Genomic DNA, 21,425 nt, shown 5'->3' with positions numbered 1-21,425 from the left:
AATAGTGATGTTAAAAAGGAGGAAATAAAGATGAATGAAGTGTTGGCAAAGGGAAAAAAAGTGAAAGAAATTGCTAGAGAACTTGTACTAAAATCTACAAGTCAAAAAAACGAAGCACTTGCTGCAATTGCGGATCAGTTAATAGTAGAAACAGCTTATATTTTAGAGGAAAACAAACGTGATATCGAAGAAGGGAAGGCAAAAGGATTTTCCGATTCTCTTCTTGATCGTCTTATGCTGAATGAACAGCGTATTGTTGATATGGCAGAGGGGATTAAACAGTTAATTGATTTACGTGATCCTGTTGGAGAATGTGTAAGCAAATGGGAGCGACCAAATGGACTATTTATTCAAGAGATGCGTGTACCACTTGGTGTTGTTGGGATGATTTACGAGGCAAGGCCGAATGTAACGGTAGATGCTGCTACAATTTGTTTGAAAACAGGGAACGCAGTTATATTACGTGGTAGTTCTTCTGCTATCAATTCTAACAAAGCTATCGTTGCTGTTATTCACCGAGCGCTCAAAGAAACGAGCTTGCCTCCAGAGAGTGTACAGCTTATAGAAGATACAACGCGAGATAGCGCAAAGCAGTTGTTTACATTGAATGATTACTTAGATGTTCTTATTCCAAGAGGCGGCAAACAATTAATTGATACCGTAGTGAGAGAAGCATCTGTTCCAGTACTTGAAACGGGTGCAGGAAATTGTCATATTTTCATTGATGAAACAGCGAATAAACAAATGGCAATTGATATTATTATAAATGCAAAAACGCAACGTCCATCTGTATGTAATGCCATTGAAACGATTATACTTCAAGAGAAGTGGGCGCAGCAATTTGGTAGCGAGTTGTTTTCTTCTTTGAAGGAAAGAGGCGTGGAGCTACGTGGTGATCAGAGAGCATTGGCAATGGATTCTTCAATTGTACTTGCTTCAGAAGAAGACTGGGGTACAGAATTTTTATCTCTCACACTGGCAGTTAAAGTAGTTTCTTCTATAGAAGAAGCGATTTATCACATAAATACGTATGGATCTATGCATTCCGAAGCGATTATTACAGAGGACGAGGAAAATGTCAATAAGTTCTTCACATCTGTTGATGCGGCGGCACTTTATCATAATGCATCCACTCGTTTTACTGATGGATCTGAATTCGGTTTCGGTGCAGAGATTGGCATCAGTACACAAAAACTACATGTAAGGGGACCGATGGGACTTCCTGCATTAACTTCTACAAAATATGTGATTCGTGGAAATGGACAAATTCGAAAATAATAATAAAAGACACTCAATTCGATTGGGTGTCTTTTGTTTTAAAAATTATTTACCATACAAATAGCCCAACAAGCATAGCGCTTAATAAGGAAACAGCCATTCCGCTAACAAGAAGCTTCCAAACATTTTGACCAATTATGGCTGATTTTTCTCCGCCAAATAATGAATTGTAAGTTCCGTAAATCATACCTACTGTACTAAAGTTAGCAAAAGAAGCTAGAAATGTTGTTGCAACCGCAATCGTATGTGGTTGTAACGACTTTAAGTTCGATTTTAAATCCATCATGGCAACAAATTCATTCGTCGTTATTTTGATCCCCATTAATTCAGCTACATACATAGCATCATTACCTGATAAGCCGAGTAAGAAAGCAAAGGGACTAAAGATAATGGAGAAGATTTTTTGAATTGTTAAACCTGTTACGAAAAAGCTTAAAATCCCGTTTAAACATGCAGTTAATGCTACATAACCAATTACCATAGCTAAAATAACGATAACCATATTCATCCCGACTAACATACTGTTTGAAATAGTAGAAAAGAAGTCCTTTTTTTCATGTTTGGAAGGTGTATATACGACATCTTCTTCTTTCGTAACTTCCACAGGATTTAATACATTGGCTAAAATTAATGCGTTAATACAGTTTAAAGGGATAGCGCTGAAAATATATGTTGCCGGAACCATTGATAAATAAGCGCCAAGAATGGATCCGCTAACACTACTCATACTCATAATTCCAAAAGTTAATAAACGATTTTCTTTTAAAACAGATAATTGATCACGGACAACCGCAAGTGCTTCGGTGTTTCCTAAAAACATCATTTGAATCGAAAAGAAACTTTCTAACTTTGGTAAACGAGAAATCTTTGAAATAACTGCACCTACTTTATCAATAATCCAAGTTAAGATCCCAAAGTACGAAAGAATATCGAAAAAAGTGATAACGAAAATGATAGGAAGTAATGCACTAAAGAAGAAATCAATGTGTGGACTGTCCATAGCGGAAGGAAAGGCAAACCGAATACCTTCATTCGCACACGATAGTAGCCAACTGAAAAATGACGCGATTTTATTAATGATAATACTGCCGAGCTTCGTGCCTAACATAAACCATGTAATAAAGAGCTCCAATATGATTAGAATAACGATGGGTCTCCATTTGATTTGTTTTTTATTAGGTGAACATAAGAAAACGATTAATATGACAACGAAAATCCCTAACATATTCAATATGAAATGCATCTCAACAACTCCTTGAGAGTTATTATTTGTATATAAAAAAGCTCCTATTCTTCTTAATTTAGAATGAATGTATTTCAACTCATATTTTATTGATTCTAAAAATATAGAAGGATAAATTCGATAAAAATAGAATTTAATACATAGCAAACAAGGAGGAGATAAAATGGAAGTCTTTCACGTAACGAGTAGAAAGCGGGAAACGTACAATGTTCAAATAAAGTATTCGATACTTTTCGAATGCGCACTAGGCATTGCGGCAATTACTCATAAAAGGTTAATTGATACTCTTGAAAAGTCTCAAAGTGAATGGGAAGAAATTAAGGAATCATTAACAGAAGAAATGAGAGAGCACTTACAGTTTGTAGAAGCACATAATACGTGGAAAGCGTTGCTTCAGTTGTTGTATGAAGAGGATTTTCAGGACTTATCGCAGTTTAATTTTAAAATTGATTCACTTTTAGAAGAAGATTTGAAATATATATGTTTACCGTTTTTAGGCGAGAAGTATGAAGAGAAAAGACGTTTAGCAGCAAGGAGAGACGTAACTGCAATACATGAACTAGAGGAATTGACGCATGATCATCAGTTTTTCTCTACTTATATTCGTTTTATATGTGATATTGATGTACAAGTGCTGAAACCTCATTTAATCGCTGTTATGACAGGGTGGTATGAGAGTGTTATTCAGAAAGAGGAAGAGCAAATACGGTCTATATTAAAACGAGATTATGAAGCGAAAAATGAAATGAATAAAAAGATGAAACCAGAAGAGTTTGTTGAGTGGGCTACTGGTGGCGTTAACTATATGCCAGAGCCGAGTGTTCATCACGTATTTCTTATTCCGCAAATGATGTACAGACCGTGGAATATTGAGGCCGATATTGAAGATACGAAAGTATTTCATTACCCAGTTGCAAACGAAAGCATCCATCCTGAAGATCTATATGAACCGAATTATTTTTTAGTTCAAAAACATAAAGCTCTTGGAGATGAAGCGAGGTTACGTATTGTAAAAATGTTGTTTGAAAAAGAACGAACATTGCAGGAAATAACGGAAAGACTGCAACTCGGTAAATCGACTGTACACCATCATTTGAAATTGTTACGTGCAGCGAAGTTAGTGGATATACATGACGGGAAATATGTATTAAGAAAGAAAGCAGTACAGTCGTTAGCGAAAGAATTAGATGCGTTTTTAAATAGATAATATGCAACTAGAATGCACATAAAGGGAGGAATTAAATAGAAAAGTTGGTGTATAAAATTGAAAAATGTGTTGAAAAATCGTTCGTTTTTTTTCATGTGGATTGGTAGCGCGATTTCAGAATTGGGCGGGGCTTTCGGAACGTTATGTAATTCAATTCTTGTTTACGAATTAACAGGGTCAAAAACAGCATTAAGTAGTATGTGGTTACTATACTTTATCCCATCGCTCATACTACAACTAATAAGTGGCCCATTTATTGATAAATGGAGCCGGAAGTGGATTATGATTTTTTCGCAATGGATGCGGGCTTCGGTTTTCTTACTGCCGTTAGCCATGTTACTTACTAGTAGTATAGAAGTTTGGCACGTATATGTCGTACAAATAATAATTGGGCTTATTACGCCGCTGTATACACCTGCAAGTCAAGCAATTACACCGAGCATTGTAAGTGAAGAGCAACTTCAAGATGCAAATGCGTATATTGATGGAATGACTCGCCTTATGATGTTTCTTGCGCCAGTATTAGGCGGAGTAGTCATTCATTTGATTGGAGTAGAATTTACATTATCTTTCGTATGTATTTGTCTATTTGTTAGTGGTGCTTTCTTACTTTATATAAAAGAAAAGAGAACAACACAATCCATTCGGAAAACGTGGCTAGAACAGTTTCTTCACGGTTTTACATATTTTTTCACAAAACCAGTGATCGTTTGGCTCGGTGTCTTTCTTACTTTCGTGCAATTTGGGGTGGGGGTAACGCTGGTTACAAATTTTCCTTATATAAAAGATGAGCTGTCAGCAGGATATGCGGAGTTTGGTTATTTTATGGCTGGTTTCCCGTTTGGTTATGTAATTGGATCTATACTAGTCGGAAAAGTAACATATAAAAGCCGGCGTATACTTATGCTTGGTGGATTGTTTATAGGAGGACTAACATACATTTCTCTAGGGTTCAATCATAGTATAGTAATTGCGGTATTCATTGAAGTAGTTGCAGGCATTTGTATTTCATTTTTCAATGTTCATAACACAACAATATGCCAACAATCAGTCCCAAACAATATGATAGGACAAGTATTTTCAGTGCGTTTATTTTTCATACGATCCGCTAGGCCGTTAGGTGTGTTATTAGGAGGTATACTAAGTGAAATATGGGGAATAAGAGCACTATACTTTATTATCGGTGCGATTATATGTGTTACTTCTTTAATAGGATTATTACTTCCATATTTCAAATTTTTAGATGAAGCGGTTGAAGAAAAAACAGCATAATTCAAAAATTTAAAACTTTATAATTGAAAATAATTATCATAATCAATTATAATAGAAGAATACTAGTATTCGTATTACAAAAAGGGAGTGGATCATATGTTTATTGAAACGAAAACATTTACAGTAAAAGAAGGTACATCAAATATAGTTGTAGAACGTTTCACTGGAGAAGGTATTATTGAAAAATTTGAAGGCTTCATTGACTTAAGTGTTCTTGTGAAGAAAGTAAGACGCGGAGACGAAGAAGTTGTCGTTATGATTCGCTGGGAATCTGAAGAAGCATGGAAAAACTGGGAAACAAATGAAGAACATTTAGCAGGACATAGAGCGAGCCGTGGCAAACCAAAACCAGATCATATCATTAACGTTGATCACGCAGTTTATTATGTAAAATCATCGAAAGCGGCTTATCAACAGTCGTAATATATATGTAAAGGTAGAGGATATTTGTTTATTAATAAACAAATATCCTCTTTTTTTGATTTATAGTAAAATATGGATGTGATATATGTTTAATTGTTTCGTTATAAATGGAGGTAAATGAAGTGAAGAGAATATTACTAATGGCAGCTTTTGCAACGTCATTATTATCAGCGTGTAGTAATAATAATGTGAAAGAAGAAGTATCTAAGAATGAGGAAGAAAAACGTGAAAGCAGTGCAAAAATAGTAGAGCAGAAGGAGTATATTATTCTTGATAAGAATTATAATGAAATATTTCTAAAAGATGATAGCTCAAATAAAGAAGATAGTGTGAAAGTAAGTTTAAATGATTTAAATCCAACAAAATGGAAGGCGCCTAAAAGAAACGGTATCCTAGATATAGGTGATCATATCTCTTTGAAAAAAGAAGAGGGTAAATATACCCCAACATTAGTAAAAGATCTTGTTGGTGAAATAAAATATGATGGCACAATTAAATATAAAATTTTAGAAGCGACTGATAAATCAGTAAAGTGGTTACCGCTAAATAAAGAGAACGATGGAGGTGTTGTTCCACCAGAGATGGTAAAAGTAATGAATGCTTCGAAAATCAAAGGTGGAGATATTGTAACGATTCAAGATCAAACAAAAAGTAGTGAAGACGCAATTGTATATGAACTGACAATTGTTAAATAAGTATATAGATAAAGATATAAGAGAAGTACAATGTTTTTAGGTAACGAATAACGTTATAATAATATGTTTGGAGGTTACAAATGTTAGCAGCACAAATATTTATTAAACATGAACAACATGAAAAATTAGTGCAAACAATAGTAGCGGAAACCTTATCTATGGAAAAGGTACATGGATTCATGCTAATTGGATCTGTCGCAAGAGGCGATTCATATCCTGATTCGGATTTAGATTTCTATATTCTTTTAGAAGAAGGACAAAAGAAAAAATTTCATTCTGAAACGAGAGAAGGTATTTTAGTTGAATATAAGAGTGCAGATTTTAATCAAATTCAAGTAAACTTTAAAAACAATCCGATGGAACTATACTCATTTTCAGAAGGGGAAATTTTGTTTGATAGAAGCAATGAGTTGAAAAAGTTAAAGGAAATAGCTGCATATGAATTTGAAAACTATCGTGTTTCTAGCGACAAAGTGAAGGGCATATCTCATTGGTTGCATAGTTCATTAATTAAAACTCAGTCTGCTTTGAAAGCAAATGATGAGTTAAAAGCTTCATACATAGTTCATACGTCAACTTGGACATTGATAGAAGGGATATGGGCTATTAATAACAAACCTACACCGCCAGCGGGATCTGTTTTAAGGTATATTCAAGTGTTGCCTAATAAACCAATTCAATTGGAGACATTACTTCATAAATTATTTTTAGGGGATACGACAGAGCGTATCTCTTCAGCAATTTTCTTGATTGAGTGGGTTTTACACAATTTGAAAAATAAATAATGTGGCTATTTTATATAGGTAAAATAGTATTTCACGTCGAACGGTTTATGGAATTGCAGTCATAAAAAACGTTCTAGACTATAGAAAAAAGTATTAGACTATAAAGCATAGTCTTAGACGGAACGCTTGAATATCTTTCCTTACATATTTAAATGTTATGAAAATGAGTCTATATACCCTTTGCTTAAAAGGAGATGAGCGAATGAAGTTGAATCACTTGAATCTATGTGTTGATGATTTATCAGAAGCGAGACATTTCTTTGAAACATTTTTTGATTTTCAATTTTTGGAGCAAAAGGGAAAAGCGCTAGTAGTATTGAGTGATGAGAGTGGATTTCTACTTGTGCTAAGCGATCCAAAAGCATTTAAGGGGAATAAGGAAGTGATGTATCCCGAAGCTTTTCATATTGGTTTTTTAGTCGATACTTCAAGTGAAGTTGATCAAGCATATAATCGATTAGTAGCTGGAGGCATTGAAATAGAAAAGGCACCGTATTCTATGAGAGGTAGTAGTTATGGTTTTTATTTTTCAATGTTTAATGGATTGTTAATTGAAGTGTCCTGCCTTGACTATAAAGACGGTAAGAAAGTTCAATAGCGATTAACAAGAGTAATTGTTTCCAGATATAAATCAAGCCCCTTATCCAGTTTGGAAAGGGGCTTGATTATTTTAAGGGACATAAAAGTAAAAATAAACGGATTTTAGTCAGGAAAATGGCTTGTGAGACAGCTTCTTTATTAATCTATCTTAATTTCAAATTCAAACACAGCTTGATCCTTCCGAAACGGCATATTGAGTTCTTTAAATCGTAAGCTTATTCCAGACAAATTATCAGGAAGGGCAGGAGATATAACGAAATGATGACTAAAATGTCCATCAGTGCCACCGCCACCTTCTGACCAGCAGTCATATGTATCATCTATTGATAATTGGAAGAAACTATGAGGCTTATTTTCATTAAAAATTTCATCAGTGGAATCCCAATCGCTATATAAATAAACTACACTAGCATTTGCATATTGCCGAATAAAAGTTACGGTATACATGATACCATTATGTTCATAAGATTTAAAAACAGGTATATGTTTTTTGAATGTAGTTGGTTCGACGCGAGGTTTAAATTCACCTTCGTCCAGCATGGAAGAGAATAATGAATTTAGATAGTCTGGATAAAATCCGTATTGCTTTGCCCATTTATAAATCGCTTCATCATGTGGAAAACCTGGATCACCACCTGAAATTTCTTTCCGTTCTTTTAATAGTGCACAAATTTTTTCATCGACGGTATATAATCTTTCATCGTAATAATCAGTAGGGCGTTCAAAACTCATTCGTTGCATAATCATTCCTCCTTTTCTTTATTTTAACAAAAAAGAAAGGACGATACATTTTTAAATGTAAATCTAAATCTAAAATCATTCATAAATCAAATATTGTAGACTTAAAATGAAGTTTGATAATAAGTTCTATTTTGCAGCGGAATTGCTTATGCATAAAATAACAATAATGTATGCTGATGCAAGAAAATTTAGAGAATCAAGCAGGTTTCCCATATGGTAAAGTACGAAACTATTATAAGTAGTACAGTGATATAACTAGGAGGTTACCGCTATGACAGCTGTATTTAAAGATATGGCGTTCCAGTTAAAAACGGAACGACTCGACCTGAATATGTGGGAGGAATCCGATGCAGTTTGGCTTAGAAAATTAGTTGGTGAACGTGGTGTAGACATGCCATCCCTGGACTCTGTTCGTAGCAGTCTTATCGAAATGCGCAAGAAAGCAACTGAAAATGGTATTTCTCTTCTTACTATACGTAGGCGAGAAGAAGGGGATTTCATCGGATACTGTGGCTTAATTATTGGGCGTGCCACGCTTGAGGAGCCGGAGATTGCATACGAATTGTTCCAAAGTGTTCATCGTAATGGTTATGCGACAGAGGCAGCATCAGCCGTGCTGGAGGCTGCGATTGCTACGGGTCGCCATAGACTTTGGTCTACTGTAGGTGCTTGGAATACGGCGTCTTTCCGGGTATTAGAAAAGATAGGGTTTAAGCGGCATCACAGTACGTTTGGTGAACGTGGTGTGATTGTTTGGAACGTACGTGATCTGTAGAGACCTGACCAAATCTGGAACGAAAAAAGGTAAAAGAAAGCCCCTATGTTAGGTTACTCAGTAATCTAACATAGGGGTTTTTCCTTATAGTAAATATTGATTTTGTATATATTTAAGTGTAAAAGTCTATCTTTTACTTTAATTTTTCACATCATCATATAATTCCAGCGCCTCTTTCACACTCAATCCATTCTTCACAATGCCATGTATCGCTTGAATCATCGCAGCAGGATGTTCAGATTGCCATATGTTTCGGCCCATATCTACGCCGATTGCACCTTCTTGCAGTGCATTGTACGTAATGTTTAATGCGTCTTCAATTGAATCTAGTTTTGGACCACCAGCGATTACGACTGGGGCAGGGCAAGTGCTTGTGATTTTTTCGAATCCTTCGCAGTAATACGTTTTAATAATGTCAGCTCCCATTTCAACGCATACGCGGGAAGCGAGTGCTAGAAAGCGGGCTTCACGTTTTTGTAATTCTTTCGCAACAGCAGTAATGCCAAGTACTGGCAAACCGTAATCGTGAGCTTCTGAAACTACATTTGCGAGATTTGAAACTGTTTGTGTTTCATAATCTGATCCGACGAAAACAGAAACGCCGACGCCAATTGCGTTTTGTTTTACTGCTTCTTTTACAGGTGTAACAATTGTTTCATTCGCTAAATCTTTACCGACGACAGTAGCGCCGCCTGATACACGCATAACCATCGGTGTGCTGCAGTTTTCAGGAATACAGGAGCTAAGTACACCGCGCGTTAAAAAGAGGGAATCCGTATAAGGAAGTAAGTTTTTAACTGTTTCAAGTGGTTGTTCTAGCCCGTGAATTGGGCCTAAAAAGTAGCCGTGATCTATCGCTAACATAACCGCTCTGCCATCAGGTAAAATTGTATTTAATCGATTTTTAAATCCCCAAGTCATTTGAAATCACTCCTTCGTTAATGTTGGATTTTCCGTTTGTACTGTATCTTTATTTGGTAAATGTGGTGACTTAATAAAAACTGCTTTAAAAGGTTTGTCAGAATGGTTAATAAGATAGTGAGATTCATGAGGGCGAACTTGCAGGACATCGCCTTGTTTGATCGGAACTCTTTCATTATTTACATAGAAATCTATTTCACCTTCTAATGCATAAAATACTTCTTCGCACGTCGTATGATAGTGATTTTGAAACTCCTGCCCAGGTTGAATGACAACAAGGCCAAGATCAATATTCGGACCTTGTATTAAATATTTCGGCCCGTTATCACCGAAGCGATAGGAGAAGTCATTTTCATTCGCTTTTAACATACTTTTCACTCCCTTATGTAATCTGTTACAGTGCACCAGGCGCAATCCACATATGTGAGGTGAGCCCTTTATCAGCTAAAGAGAGCTGACTGTCATATACAGTTTTCCATGTTTCATAGAACTCTTTATATAGTTCGTGATTTTCAGTAATTGGCTCGAATGTGTGCTCCCACTGTACAAACTGTTCAGCAGTTTCTTCCATAGATGAATAAATGCCAGCACCAACTCCAGCAGCAATCACAGTTCCTAAAGCAGCTGCTTCTTTCACAACTGGTACTTTTACAGGTATTCCGAGTACGTCTGATAGAATTTGTGGCCATAGTTTCCCTTTAGCAGCACCGCCAGCAAACACGACTTCAGAAGGGAATGTTCCTGTGAGATTTTCTATTAATTTTAAGTTGCCAAGTGTAACAAAGGCGGCATTTTCCTCAATAGCGCGGAACAGTTCTCTTTTTCCACATTTGTCAGCGTCTAAACTTAAGTTTAAAAAAGAAGGTGCGGCATGACGCCAAGAAATGTAGTTCATAACGTTTGAAAAAGTAGGGATAATGCCATGTGAACCGACCGGTACGTCTTTCGCTTGTTCTTCTAATAATGCATAAGCATCTACACCGAGTTTGTCAGCAAGTTTCTTTTCTTCTTGGCAAAAAGCGTCTCGAAACCAGCGCATAACAAGGCCTGGGAAAAAGGCAATCGTTTCATATTGCCATAGATTAGGTACGACATGACAATTTATACGAATCGCAGCATGTGGATCTGTTATCGGTTCTGTAACATTCACTTCTTGTTGCCAAAAACTACCTCCGCATATTAATGTTTGATTAGGTTTCACGACTCCTGTTCCGAGTGAGGCCATTTGAGCATCTCCGCCCCCGGCGACGACAGGAATTCCTTCACATAATCCAGTTAATGCTGCACACTCTTTTGTGACATTGCCAATTACTGTACCCGCTTCATTTACTGTTGTTGAAAATGGTAATGTTAAACCGCACTCGATAGCGATATCGTTATCCCATACTCTATTTTGCAGGTCAAAAATACCGGATGTACATCCGTTTGAGGCATCGACTTGCAGCACGCCGCTTAATTTATATAAAATCCAATCGTTTAACATCGTAAAAGAATGAATATTGCTATAGACGTCTGGTTCATGTTTTTTAATCCAAAGTAGGCGAGGTAAAGCGCCTAGTGAAAAAGTTTGACCAGATCTAGTATATAAATCTTCTTCAAGATGTGACCGTATTTCTTTTAATTCACTAACTTCAGCTGATGCGCGACCATCAACATTTGCGCAAGCCCATATTTCTTGCCCATCTTTATCATATAAAACAAAACCTTCTCGCATACTAGTAGCGCTAATAGCTAGAATAGAAGAGGGCGAGACATTACTTCTTTGTAAAACTTCTTTCGTGCATTGTTGTACTAGCTTCCAATTTTCTATTACATCAAAATTCATAGAACCTGGGTAACGAGGATCGGTTTTATGAACCCATTCTTTTTGACTGACCGCAATCTGAGTACCTAGTAAATCAAAAAGAACAGCTCGAATGCTTCCTGTACCAGCATCAAAAGCTAATAAATGAGACATTAACAATCACCATCCTTTCGTAATAAGGAGAGGGCCGTTTCCTCATCGGTAATTAATGTATGAATGAACTTTCCTTTTAAGGCACCATAAATTGCATCTATCTTTTCTATACCTCCAGCAACACCAACGACATGTTTCATTTTGCGCAGAATCGAGAGCGGCGTACCGATTAGTCGATTATGATGTGGGAGCTTTAATAAATCACCATTCGTATTATAAAACTGCCCTAAAATATCGCCAGCACCGTTTTGACTACGAATATATGTCATCTCACGTAGTGTTAATTTTTCTTCTTTTACAATAGTTGCATCTTGAGATATCCCGCCAATACCAACAACTGCCGTATGAGCAAGTGAAGCGACATGAAGCATATCTTTTACACTCGGTTCTGATAGAATCCTTTGTGCCATTTCGGTTGTAGATGCTAGAAACGGCGTAGGGATAATGTGAAGATCGCCTTGCATGTAGTGTAAATAGTTTTGTTTTCTCGGGAGATAGTGATTTACTCCTCCAGTTAGCGTTACAATTGAAAGATTAATAGAAGTTTCAAAATGAATGTTTTCTAGCATTTTGCTAATCGTTTCACCCCAGCCAATGCCGAGTAAATCGCCTTGTTGGAGCTGAGTTTCTAAATACTGTGCAGCAGCTTTTCCGAGAGAAGCGTGATAATTGTTTATTGGAGTAGGGATAATAAAAGCATCTTTTAAATGGAATTTTTTTATTAGGTCACGCTCAATACTTAAACAGTGTAAACCAGTCCCTTTTACGTGAAATGTAACGATACCTTCACTGCGCGCCTTATCTAATAATCGGACAACTTTATTTCTTGAAATGTGAAGAAGTGAAGCAATTTCCTGTTGTGTTAATTGGTCTTTATAATAGTACCAAGCTACTTTAGTTAATAAATTCTCTTCAAAGTTCAGCTGTGTCATACGCGTCATCCCTTTCAACAATTGACCACTGCTTAAACATATGTGCCATATATTTTGTTTATTCCAGTTGAAACGATTAATAGTACGTAGAAAAAAGTGTTATAGATATTAAAAAAGAATGACGGTGTTAACTTGGGATTCTGATGTGAACCCAAAAGACCGTTCGTTTTATGGGACGTAAAACAACAAGGTGCACTCGCAACGTATGTAGCAAATGAAATAGTAGTAAAAGGGAAGAAGTTAAAAGTAGGGGATAGTTTCGAAGTAAAAGGAATCGGAAAAGTGAAAGTAGAGCCAAACTCCATCCAAGGTTATGCTTATGAAGCAGAAGGAAATGGAATTATCGTATTACCAGAGCGGGTTGTATTTACGAAAGAGAATATTGATAAATATAATTTTTAGTAACAAAAAAACGTCCGAATATATCGGACGTTTTTTATTCCTTCATTAATTATGAACTGTTTCTTTTTCATTTAATCCAAGCGTACGACCTGTAGAAGTGTGAAGGTCTTGGAACAATCTTGGATTTTCTGTTAGTGAAATGCCGTAAGAAGGGATCATTTCTTTGATTTTTTCTTCCCATTCTACCATGCGGCTTGGGAAACATTTTTCTAATACTTCAAGCATGACGTGTACGGCAGTAGATGCACCTGGTGATGCACCTAGTAACGCCGCGATTGATCCATCAGCCGCACTAACAACTTCGGTACCGAATTGAAGTGTACCTTTACCACCAGCATCAGTATCTTTAATTACTTGCACACGTTGCCCAGCAACTACAATATCCCAATCTTCACTTTTCGCGTTCGGAATGAATTCGCGTAATTCTTCCATACGTTTTTCGTGAGATAACATAACTTGCTGAATTAAGTATTTTGTTAATCCCATTTCTTTTACACCAGCAGCTAACATCGTTAAGACATTATTTGGTTTTACAGAACCAATTAAGTCAAGGTTTGAGCCAGTTTTTAAGAACTTAGGAGAGAACCCTGCGAACGGTCCAAATAGTAAAGCTTTTTTATTGTCTATATATCTCGTATCAAGGTGAGGTACAGACATTGGCGGAGCGCCAACTTTAGCTTTACCGTATACTTTCGCATGATGTTGCTCTACAACTTTTTGATTTTTACATACCATAAATAGTCCACTTACTGGGAATCCACCGATATGTTTTGATTCAGGAATACCAGTCTTTTGTAGTAGAGGTAGACTACCGCCACCGCCGCCGATAAAGACGAATTTTGCAGTATGATGTTCAATTTTACCACTATTCATATCGTGTACTTTTACTTCCCACAAACCATTTTTCGTGCGTTTAATATTTTCGACACTATGTTTGTAGTTTAGTTCGATATTTTTCGTTTGTAAGTAATCAAACAACATACGTGTTAATGCACCGAAGTTAACATCTGTTCCAGAGTCAATCTTCGTTGCAGCCATCGGTTCGTTAGGTGTACGTCCTTCCATAATGAGTGGAAGCCATTTTTTTAATGTTTCAGGAGCATCGGAAAATTCCATACCTTGAAACAGTGGATTTTTTGAAAGCGCTTCAAAACGGTTTTTTAGAAACTCAACATTTTTTTCACCTTGTACTAAACTCATATGAGGTAGAGGCATAATGAAATCTTGTGGATTACGAATTAATTTACTTTTTACAAGATATGCCCAAAATTGTCTTGAAAGCTGGAATTGCTCATTCACTTTTACAGCCTTACTAATATCTATAGATCCGTCAGATTTTTCGGAAGTATAGTTCAGTTCGCATAGCGCAGAATGCCCTGTACCTGCATTATTCCATTCATTAGAGCTTTCTTCCCCGGCACTTGCGAGTTTTTCAAAAACTTTAATTTCCCATTCAGGTGCTAATTCTTTTAGTAATGAGCCTAACGTTGCACTCATAATTCCTGCACCAATTAAGATAACGTCTGTTTTTTGCTGCATGTTGCTCATGATAATCTCTCCATCCCCTATATTGGCAAAAAAGAGTAGGTGTTTTCTATGTCTAAGCCGTAAAAGAGAAACACCGCCTAGGCCCCACCTAGGTATTTACCTTTTTTGTCTCAATTGTATAACCATCTCATACTCTATTATAATAATTAATAGACTAAAATATCTAGTGTTATCTGATAATTTTAAACTATTTAACGTTTTATTCGCCAAAAATCTTATTTAACAAGCTCTTTTAAGGTGATAAATAGAAAAAAATTACAGTTTGAAATTATCCCGAAAAAGCTTACGTATCGTAGAATGGGTAGAAAGGATACCTTTTTATGGGATTTTACCCCCTGATAATAGTATGATTATTCTGTAAAATGAAAAGGAGGGATACCAATGCGTACACAAGAACAAATTGCAAACTTATTTCGAAATTTTTCAATAAAGGAATGTAAAGGGTCAAGTGATTTATATGAATACTTATCAATAAAAATTGCTGAAGATGAGGAAGTACTTACACTATCTTCCTACGCTCAAGTAGGCCAACCAATTCCAAACTTATTATTAGGTGCTGTACATTATTTATTACTATCAGGGAAAGAACATCATTTAAAAATGTATTACAGTAGCTTAGTTGAAAATGCTAATACGGATTTAAATCAAGCTTTTGATTATTTTAAAGATTTCTGTAAAACGTATCGAGAAGAAATCATTACCTTATTACAAACGAAACTCGTTCAAACGAATGAAGTAAGGCGATGTGCGTACTTATACCCAAGTTTCTGTTACATATTTAATAAAGTGAAAAAACCAATAGCGTTAATTGAAATTGGGACAAGTTCTGGATTACAACTGTTCTGGGATCAATATAGCTATTCGTATGGAACAGATGTAACATACGGAAATATAAACTCGAATGTGCATGTAACTTCTGAAATAAGAGGAGAGAATGTGCCTCATTTTCTAAAAGAAAGTCCATCTGTCGTAGAAAGAATCGGACTAGATTTACATGTGAATGATTTACATAGTAATGAAGATTATTTGTGGCTACGTGCACTCATTTGGCCAGAGCATAAAGAAAGACTTGAAATGTTTGACCAAGCAGCATCTTTAGTGAAAACTGAATCTGTTCAATTAATAGAAGGTGACGGTGTGGAGCTATTTCCATCTATTATTGAACAAATAAGTGAAGATGCTGTAATCTGTATTTTCCACACACACGTCGCAAATCAAATACCTGAACAAATAAAACATAAGTTAGAAAAACAAATACAAGAAATCGGCGCAAAACGTGATGTATTTCACCTATATAACAACATGTGGGACCGGGACCTTCATATTGATTATTATATTAACGGAAATGAATATCGTGAAACGGTTGGAGAAACAGAAGGGCATGGGAGATGGTTTAGTTGGAAGCTTGGAAATGAGACGCTTATTTAGATTAATAGGGACACTCTCACATTTAAAAGATGAGGAAATAGGTTTAAGCATTGACTAAACGGCTAAGGAATAAATTTATTATTCCTATACAAAAAATGCTTCGGAGAAATCCTAAGCATTTTTTGAATTACATTCAAATCCCATAATGAATCATATACTTTATAACAGCTGAATAGTTGATGATTTTCATGGCGCCATTACTTCTTTATTGGATACGAGCTGGAAAGATAAATTAAAATCTGTTTCTTCAAATTTAGCTTTTGTATAATACTCCTCCAAACTAATTTTCATTTGTTCTTCAGAAAAAAGATAAATTAAATCGTAATTTCAATTTGATTACCTTCAGGATCGCTTATCACACTTTCGTAATAGCCATCTCCAGTGAAACGTGGTCCATTTAATAAAGGATAACCATCATTTTTTAATGTTGTAGTTAATTCATTTACGCGTTCTTCACTACCGACAGAGAAAGCCATATGAGCATAGCCAGTTATGTTAAGGTTAGGCTCGTTTTCTATACCTTTTTTACGCATAATTTCAAGTCTTGCTCCAGATTCGAACGTAATAAAATAAGATTCAAATTGTTTCAATTCATTATGATATAAAGAGTTCGATTTACCATTAAAGTATTTCGTATAGAAAGAACGCATTAATTCTAAATCATTTACCCAAATTGCAATATGTTCTATTTTCATAGTTTTCACCAATCCTAACTTAACTAATTAGGCTGTCACTTTATAAAAATTGTTTTTGCAGTGCAAGAATTTTGATTGGGTGTTGAAGGTGGTATTAATTTTTGGTTATTTATGAGCATACAATGTGTAATTAAGTAAAGGAGCAACATAGTAATTAAAGAAAAAGGTGAATGTAGCATATGAATCCATTTGAGCAAATGATGTACGTTGGTGTCATTATGTCTATTGTATTATCCGTAATTATTTTAGGATCTTTATATTATAATCCTCGTCTTTCGTTAACTGAATATCCGAAAGATATTCAAAAGGTAGTTTTTCCAAAATCGATTCATGAAAAAAAGCAAACAATCTACTTTAACATTGCATATAATGCTATTCTTTTCGGTACTCCTTTCGTTTCTACATATATATTACATAAACATGAAAAATTATTATATATTGATGCCTATTTACATACTTTTGGTATTTTAATGATTTTTAATTTAGTCGATTTGTTTATACTGGATTGGCTAATCTTTTGCTGGATTACCCCAAGATTTGTTGTTATTCCTAGTACAGAAGGCATGAAGGGATATAAAGATTATAAGTTTCATTTAAGAGGGGCTATAGTCGGCACAAAATTTTTAGCAATCGTAAGTTTGTTTTTGGCAGGAATTGTGACAACTATTTAGTAAGAAGAATTTATAGAAGATAGTGAGATTTATAATATATAGAATTAAAAATGAGAATTTGATAGTATTGGAGTAAGGAATTTTAATAGCAGTATATTAAGTCGTATTAATATACTGTTACAAATGCTTTCCTAATTTTATGGAGGCATTTGATAGAATTCAAAAAAATAATGGAGGCTAATATGAAAAAAATAATTGGCGCAGCAACAGCAACAGTTTTTGGATTGGGGGCTTTTACCACAACTGCTATCGCAGAAACGATCGTAACAGCAGATGTACTCAACGTACGTGAAAAACCGACTACGGAATCAAAAGTTGTCGAAAAAGTAAAGGAGGGACAAGAATTAAAAGTCATAAATACCGAAGATGGCTGGTCAAAAATTGAGTTGAATGGTAAAGAAGTATTTGTAAGCTCGGAGTTTACAAAAGATATTTACCATGTAACAGCAGATTTGTTAAATGTACGTTCTGAATCAAACACAGAATCAAAAGTTCTTGGTAGACTGAAAAAAGATGATGTAATTGAATCAACGCATCAAGTAAAAGATGGATGGCTACAATTTGAGTATAAAGGAAAAACAGCTTATGCAAATGTTTCTTTCCTATCAAGTACAGCACCAGTTGAAAAGAAAGCTGAAGAGAAAACGAAGAAAGTAGCGAAAGTACAAAAAACGATTAAAGCTAAGGATGAAGTTAAAGCACAAAAGATAGTAAAAGCAAAAGAAGAAGTGAAAGTACAAGAAGTAGCAAAAAAGCCTAAGGAAGAAGTGAAAGTACAAGAAGTAGCAAAGCCTAAGGAAGAAGTGAAAGTACAAGAAGTAGCAAAGCCTAAGGAAGAAGTGAAAGTACAAGAAGTAGCAAAACCTAAGGAAGAAGTGAAAGTACAAGAAGTAGCAAAACCTAAGGAAGAAGTGAAAGTACAAGAAGTAGCAAAACCTAAGGAAGAAGTGAAAGTACAAGAAGTAGCAAAGCCTAAGGAAGAAACGAAAGTACAAGAAGTAGTAAAGCCTAAGGAAGAAACGAAAGTACAAAAAGTAGTAAAGCCTAAAGAAGACGTGAAAGCCCAAGAAGAAGCAAAAGCTAAAGAAGAAGAGAAAGCAAGAGAAATAGCAAAGGCTAAAGAAGAAGAGAAAGCAAGAGAGATAGCAAAAGCTAAAGAAGAAGAGAAAGCAAGAGAGATAGCAAAAGCTAAAGAAGAAGAGAAAGCAAGAGAAATAGCAAAAGCTAAAGAAGAAGAGAAAGCAAGAGAAATAGCAAAAGCTAAGGAAGAAGCAAAAGCAAAAGAAGAGGCTAAAAATAACATACAGTCTGCTAAACGTGAATTAACGGTAGTAGCGACAGCATATACTGCTGATCCAAGTGAAAATGGTACATATGGTGGACGCGTTTTAACTGCGATGGGGCATGATTTAACGGCTAATCCGAATATGAGAATTATTGCAGTAGATCCAAAAGTAATCCCATTAGGATCTAAAGTATGGGTAGAAGGTTATGGAGAAGCAATTGCTGGTGATACTGGAAGTGCTATTAAAGGAAATCGTATTGATGTTTTAATGGGTTCCAAAAGTAAAGCTATGAATTGGGGAAGACAAACTGTTAAAGTAAAAGTTTTATAATAATTATAGTTATTCAAATAGAAGTCAGTTCTCTTAATCGAGGCTGACTTCTATTGTTTTGATTTAGTGAAATTCATTGCTAAATCTGTACTAGAATGATTAAAGTTGAATTAAGTATAGGATTAGACATAATGTATCCTCCAGCGTGAATGATTATATAGAAAATTTTAACAAATAAACCATGAAAAGTGTATAATTAATATGATAGAAAAAAAAGGTGGGGGCAAGATGGAAGATAAATTTAATAAGGTGCAGCCGATTTGGAAACGGAAATGGTTTCGGTATCTAGGGACATTTATAATTGTTCAATTATTATTTATTATTTGTGAGGTGATTGCATGGGCACCAAACTTTAAACCTAGTGGAGAATTTTTAAATGGAGTTTTACAGTCTCAATTTTTTACGGAATGGTTCACTCCATATAAAATCCCACATTTTAATTTATTTACTGCTCTTTTTGCAATTACATTGTTACCATACGCACTAATAGGTGCAATGAAAGATTTTAAAACAAGAAAAAATATAAATAATTAAAAAGAGGTACTATATGTTATTTCAAAAAGATCATGTATCGGTTCGGTACGTAATAGATGTGGATGCACCAATCATTTCAAAATGGTTAACAGACCCAAAAGTCCTACAGTATTACGAAGGACGAGATAATCCGCAATCTGTAGAAATGGTACTGGATTATTTTATACATAATCCAAATAGTCATGAAAAAAGATGCTTAATAGAGTTTGATGATGTGCCAATTGGTTATATTCAAATGTATCCAGTTGATTCTGAGTGGAAAACATTATATGGCTATGAAGAATCACAACATGTATGGGGAATGGATCAATTTATCGGAGAACCGAATTATTGGGGAAAAGGAATTGGAACGAAACTAGTTCAGGCAGCAATTACATATATTATGGAGAACACGGGAGCAGAAGTAATCGCAATGGACCCGAAAGTAAATAATGAACGCGCGTTAAAATGTTATGAAAAATGCGGATTTAAAAAGGTGAAGATTTTAAAGGAACATGAACTGCATGAGGGGAAATTAGAAGATTGTTGGATGGTGGAATACAAATAAAAGGAGCTGCGGGAAATGAAAAAAGCTTTAATAGTAATTGATGTGCAAGCAGGTATGTATACAGCAGGAATGCCAGTACATAATGGGGAAAAGTTTTTAGAAATATTGCAAGAGCTTATTGGGGAATGTCGTTCAAATGATATTCCAGTTATTTATGTACAACATAACGGACCAAAAGATCATCCGTTAGAAAAAGGTACAGAGGGCTGGAAAGTGCATGAGGCGATTGCTCCGCAAAAAGGGGATCGTATCGTTGAAAAGACGACGCCAGATTCTTTCCATAAGACAAACTTAAACGAAGTATTACAAGAAAAAGGCATTGAACACGTTATTATTTCAGGAATGCAAACAGAGTACTGTGTGGATACGACAACGCGAAGAGCGTTTAGTGAAGGGTATAAAGTAACGTTAGTGAGTGATGCACATAGTACGTTTCATACAGACGTGTTACGTGCGGAAGACATTGTAAAGCATCATAATGTAGTGTTTGGAGCGTTTGCTAATGTTGTCGCGTTAAAAGATTTGAAAGTGACTGCCTCTAAATAAGAGGCAGTTTTTTTATTATAAGAAGTAGAGTTGAATATTGTCGGTAAATCAATATTTTGAAATAATCGTTCACGTAATTTCACGTACCATAATGAAAACATAAAAAAGGAGCACCACATAATTAAAAAGGGCGCTCCTGCATCAAAATGTTATTTCTTCTTATCTTTATCCAATACATTCTGTTCTTCAGCAAATTCCGTACCATATGCAAAGCGGCGATTAATATGAATGTTATCGTTGTTGTGCCTTGTGTGTGAGTTAGAAAAGCGATGAACGATTACTTCAGATAATGTAAAGACAGTAGCGGAAAGGAAACTCCCCCATGCAATTTGCATGTAATTGTCTAATAAAATATTACCGAAAATCCATACGCTTAAATACGTTAGTAAGAAATCCGACATAATGGCACCGGTATTACCTATTCGGTTTAATATGATTTTATCGACGAACATATAGGAAACGATTGTAACAAAGAGACTAAATGAAATAATTTGGACGAACGTTGCAGGGAAAAATAAAGCGAGTCCAATACTAAATGCGATAATGCACGATATAAATTTGATAAGTACTACAGTAAAACCATTCAATATTTACACCTCCGATTTATAC

At 35.3% G+C, this 21,425-nt stretch carries 23 protein-coding genes and 1 pseudogene; 15 read left to right on the top strand and 9 right to left on the bottom strand.

The features are described 5' to 3' along the window. Positions 1-30: 30 nt before the first annotated feature. Positions 31-1,278 (top strand): glutamate-5-semialdehyde dehydrogenase, encoded by a 1,248-nt coding sequence (locus QCI41_RS04875; protein WP_353838131.1) that lies wholly within the window; start codon positions 31-33, stop codon positions 1,276-1,278. 49 nt (positions 1,279-1,327) lie between these two features. On the opposite strand, the gene QCI41_RS04870 is transcribed toward QCI41_RS04875, so the two are convergent. Continuing rightward, positions 1,328-2,521 carry a NupC/NupG family nucleoside CNT transporter gene (locus tag QCI41_RS04870; protein ID WP_353838132.1) on the bottom strand — a complete coding sequence of 398 codons (1,194 nt, stop codon included), beginning with the start codon at positions 2,519-2,521 and terminating at the stop codon, positions 1,328-1,330. Between the two features lie 163 nt (positions 2,522-2,684). Here QCI41_RS04870 and QCI41_RS04865 point away from each other — a divergent pair, with 163 nt between their 5' ends. The 6 genes from QCI41_RS04865 to QCI41_RS04840 all read left to right on the top strand — a co-directional run bounded on the left by QCI41_RS04865 (position 2,685) and on the right by QCI41_RS04840 (position 7,501). Next, on the top strand, positions 2,685-3,728 hold the full coding sequence (locus QCI41_RS04865) for an ArsR/SmtB family transcription factor (RefSeq protein WP_353838133.1): 1,044 nt from the start codon (positions 2,685-2,687) through the stop codon (positions 3,726-3,728). Positions 3,729-3,785: 57 nt separating this feature from the next. After that, positions 3,786-5,000 (top strand): MFS transporter, encoded by a 1,215-nt coding sequence (locus QCI41_RS04860; protein ID WP_353838134.1) that lies wholly within the window; start codon positions 3,786-3,788, stop codon positions 4,998-5,000. 96 nt (positions 5,001-5,096) lie between these two features. Continuing rightward, positions 5,097-5,423 (top strand): heme-degrading monooxygenase HmoA, encoded by a 327-nt coding sequence (hmoA, locus tag QCI41_RS04855; RefSeq protein ID WP_353838135.1) that lies wholly within the window; start codon positions 5,097-5,099, stop codon positions 5,421-5,423. 107 nt (positions 5,424-5,530) lie between these two features. Beyond that, positions 5,531-6,118 (top strand): hypothetical protein, encoded by a 588-nt coding sequence (locus QCI41_RS04850; protein ID WP_353838136.1) that lies wholly within the window; start codon positions 5,531-5,533, stop codon positions 6,116-6,118. Positions 6,119-6,198: 80 nt separating this feature from the next. Beyond that, complete coding sequence (locus tag QCI41_RS04845) at positions 6,199-6,903, top strand: nucleotidyltransferase domain-containing protein (RefSeq protein WP_353838137.1); 705 nt, start codon at positions 6,199-6,201, stop codon at positions 6,901-6,903. A 202-nt stretch (positions 6,904-7,105) separates the two neighbouring features. Further along, complete coding sequence (locus QCI41_RS04840; RefSeq protein WP_353838138.1) at positions 7,106-7,501, top strand: VOC family protein; 396 nt, start codon at positions 7,106-7,108, stop codon at positions 7,499-7,501. 140 nt (positions 7,502-7,641) lie between these two features. On the opposite strand, the gene QCI41_RS04835 is transcribed toward QCI41_RS04840, so the two are convergent. Next, positions 7,642-8,244: a hypothetical protein gene (locus tag QCI41_RS04835; protein ID WP_353838139.1), complete on the bottom strand. Its 603-nt coding sequence runs from the start codon at positions 8,242-8,244 to the stop codon at positions 7,642-7,644. Between the two features lie 271 nt (positions 8,245-8,515). Here QCI41_RS04835 and QCI41_RS04830 point away from each other — a divergent pair, with 271 nt between their 5' ends. Further along, positions 8,516-9,019, top strand: a complete 504-nt coding sequence (locus QCI41_RS04830; protein ID WP_353838140.1) for a GNAT family N-acetyltransferase — start codon at positions 8,516-8,518, stop codon at positions 9,017-9,019. Positions 9,020-9,157: 138 nt separating this feature from the next. On the opposite strand, the gene lsrF is transcribed toward QCI41_RS04830, so the two are convergent. The 4 genes from lsrF to QCI41_RS04810 are packed head-to-tail and all read right to left on the bottom strand — an operon-like array spanning position 9,158 to position 12,829. Continuing rightward, entirely contained in the window at positions 9,158-9,940 is a 783-nt protein-coding gene (lsrF, locus tag QCI41_RS04825; RefSeq protein WP_212956387.1) for a 3-hydroxy-5-phosphonooxypentane-2,4-dione thiolase, read from the bottom strand. A 6-nt stretch (positions 9,941-9,946) separates the two neighbouring features. Further along, on the bottom strand, positions 9,947-10,309 hold the full coding sequence (locus QCI41_RS04820; protein WP_000909986.1) for a cupin domain-containing protein: 363 nt from the start codon (positions 10,307-10,309) through the stop codon (positions 9,947-9,949). 25 nt (positions 10,310-10,334) lie between these two features. Continuing rightward, positions 10,335-11,897 (bottom strand): autoinducer-2 kinase, encoded by a 1,563-nt coding sequence (gene lsrK, locus QCI41_RS04815; protein WP_353838141.1) that lies wholly within the window; start codon positions 11,895-11,897, stop codon positions 10,335-10,337. After that, a complete protein-coding gene (locus QCI41_RS04810; protein WP_353838142.1) occupies positions 11,897-12,829 on the bottom strand; it encodes a sugar-binding transcriptional regulator in 933 nt (310 codons plus the stop codon). Before QCI41_RS04810 ends, lsrK begins: the two co-directional genes overlap by 1 nt. Before the next feature lie 162 nt (positions 12,830-12,991). On the opposite strand from QCI41_RS04810, the pseudogene QCI41_RS04805 reads away from it, so the two are divergent. Further along, positions 12,992-13,231 (top strand): annotated as a pseudogene (locus tag QCI41_RS04805) (autoinducer 2 ABC transporter substrate-binding protein LsrB); the annotation flags it as partial. A 45-nt stretch (positions 13,232-13,276) separates the two neighbouring features. Here the strand turns inward: QCI41_RS04805 and QCI41_RS04800 are convergent. Beyond that, complete coding sequence (locus QCI41_RS04800) at positions 13,277-14,779, bottom strand: malate:quinone oxidoreductase (protein WP_060487171.1); 1,503 nt, start codon at positions 14,777-14,779, stop codon at positions 13,277-13,279. Positions 14,780-15,160: 381 nt separating this feature from the next. Between QCI41_RS04800 and QCI41_RS04795 the strand changes: the two genes are divergently transcribed. Further along, entirely contained in the window at positions 15,161-16,207 is a 1,047-nt protein-coding gene (locus QCI41_RS04795; protein ID WP_353838143.1) for a DUF2332 domain-containing protein, read from the top strand. A 314-nt stretch (positions 16,208-16,521) separates the two neighbouring features. Here QCI41_RS04795 and QCI41_RS04790 read toward each other — a convergent pair whose 3' ends face one another. Further along, on the bottom strand, positions 16,522-16,902 hold the full coding sequence (locus QCI41_RS04790; RefSeq protein WP_000687541.1) for a VOC family protein: 381 nt from the start codon (positions 16,900-16,902) through the stop codon (positions 16,522-16,524). A gap of 179 nt (positions 16,903-17,081) precedes the next feature. On the opposite strand from QCI41_RS04790, the gene QCI41_RS04785 reads away from it, so the two are divergent. The 5 genes from QCI41_RS04785 to QCI41_RS04765 all read left to right on the top strand — a co-directional run bounded on the left by QCI41_RS04785 (position 17,082) and on the right by QCI41_RS04765 (position 20,816). Further along, positions 17,082-17,573, top strand: a complete 492-nt coding sequence (locus QCI41_RS04785; RefSeq protein ID WP_060487168.1) for a hypothetical protein — start codon at positions 17,082-17,084, stop codon at positions 17,571-17,573. Between the two features lie 182 nt (positions 17,574-17,755). Continuing rightward, a complete protein-coding gene (gene entB, locus QCI41_RS04780; protein ID WP_353838144.1) occupies positions 17,756-19,189 on the top strand; it encodes a cell wall-binding protein EntB in 1,434 nt (477 codons plus the stop codon). Positions 19,190-19,417: 228 nt separating this feature from the next. Then, positions 19,418-19,723, top strand: a complete 306-nt coding sequence (locus QCI41_RS04775; RefSeq protein WP_144611720.1) for a YfzA family protein — start codon at positions 19,418-19,420, stop codon at positions 19,721-19,723. 13 nt (positions 19,724-19,736) lie between these two features. Beyond that, positions 19,737-20,270, top strand: coding sequence for a GNAT family N-acetyltransferase (locus QCI41_RS04770; RefSeq protein WP_353838145.1), 534 nt, complete (start codon positions 19,737-19,739; stop codon positions 20,268-20,270). A 15-nt stretch (positions 20,271-20,285) separates the two neighbouring features. After that, on the top strand, positions 20,286-20,816 hold the full coding sequence (locus tag QCI41_RS04765) for a cysteine hydrolase family protein (protein ID WP_353838147.1): 531 nt from the start codon (positions 20,286-20,288) through the stop codon (positions 20,814-20,816). A gap of 149 nt (positions 20,817-20,965) precedes the next feature. Here the strand turns inward: QCI41_RS04765 and QCI41_RS04760 are convergent, their stop codons facing one another. Then, on the bottom strand, positions 20,966-21,403 hold the full coding sequence (locus QCI41_RS04760; protein WP_001013096.1) for a YndM family protein: 438 nt from the start codon (positions 21,401-21,403) through the stop codon (positions 20,966-20,968). Positions 21,404-21,425 lie beyond the last annotated feature (22 nt).

The sequence above is a fragment of the Bacillus cereus group sp. MG4 genome (genome assembly GCF_040460055.1).
GTDB classification, from domain to species: domain Bacteria; phylum Bacillota; class Bacilli; order Bacillales; family Bacillaceae_G; genus Bacillus_A; species Bacillus_A wiedmannii.
This window is presented reverse-complemented; position numbering and strand designations above follow the sequence as displayed.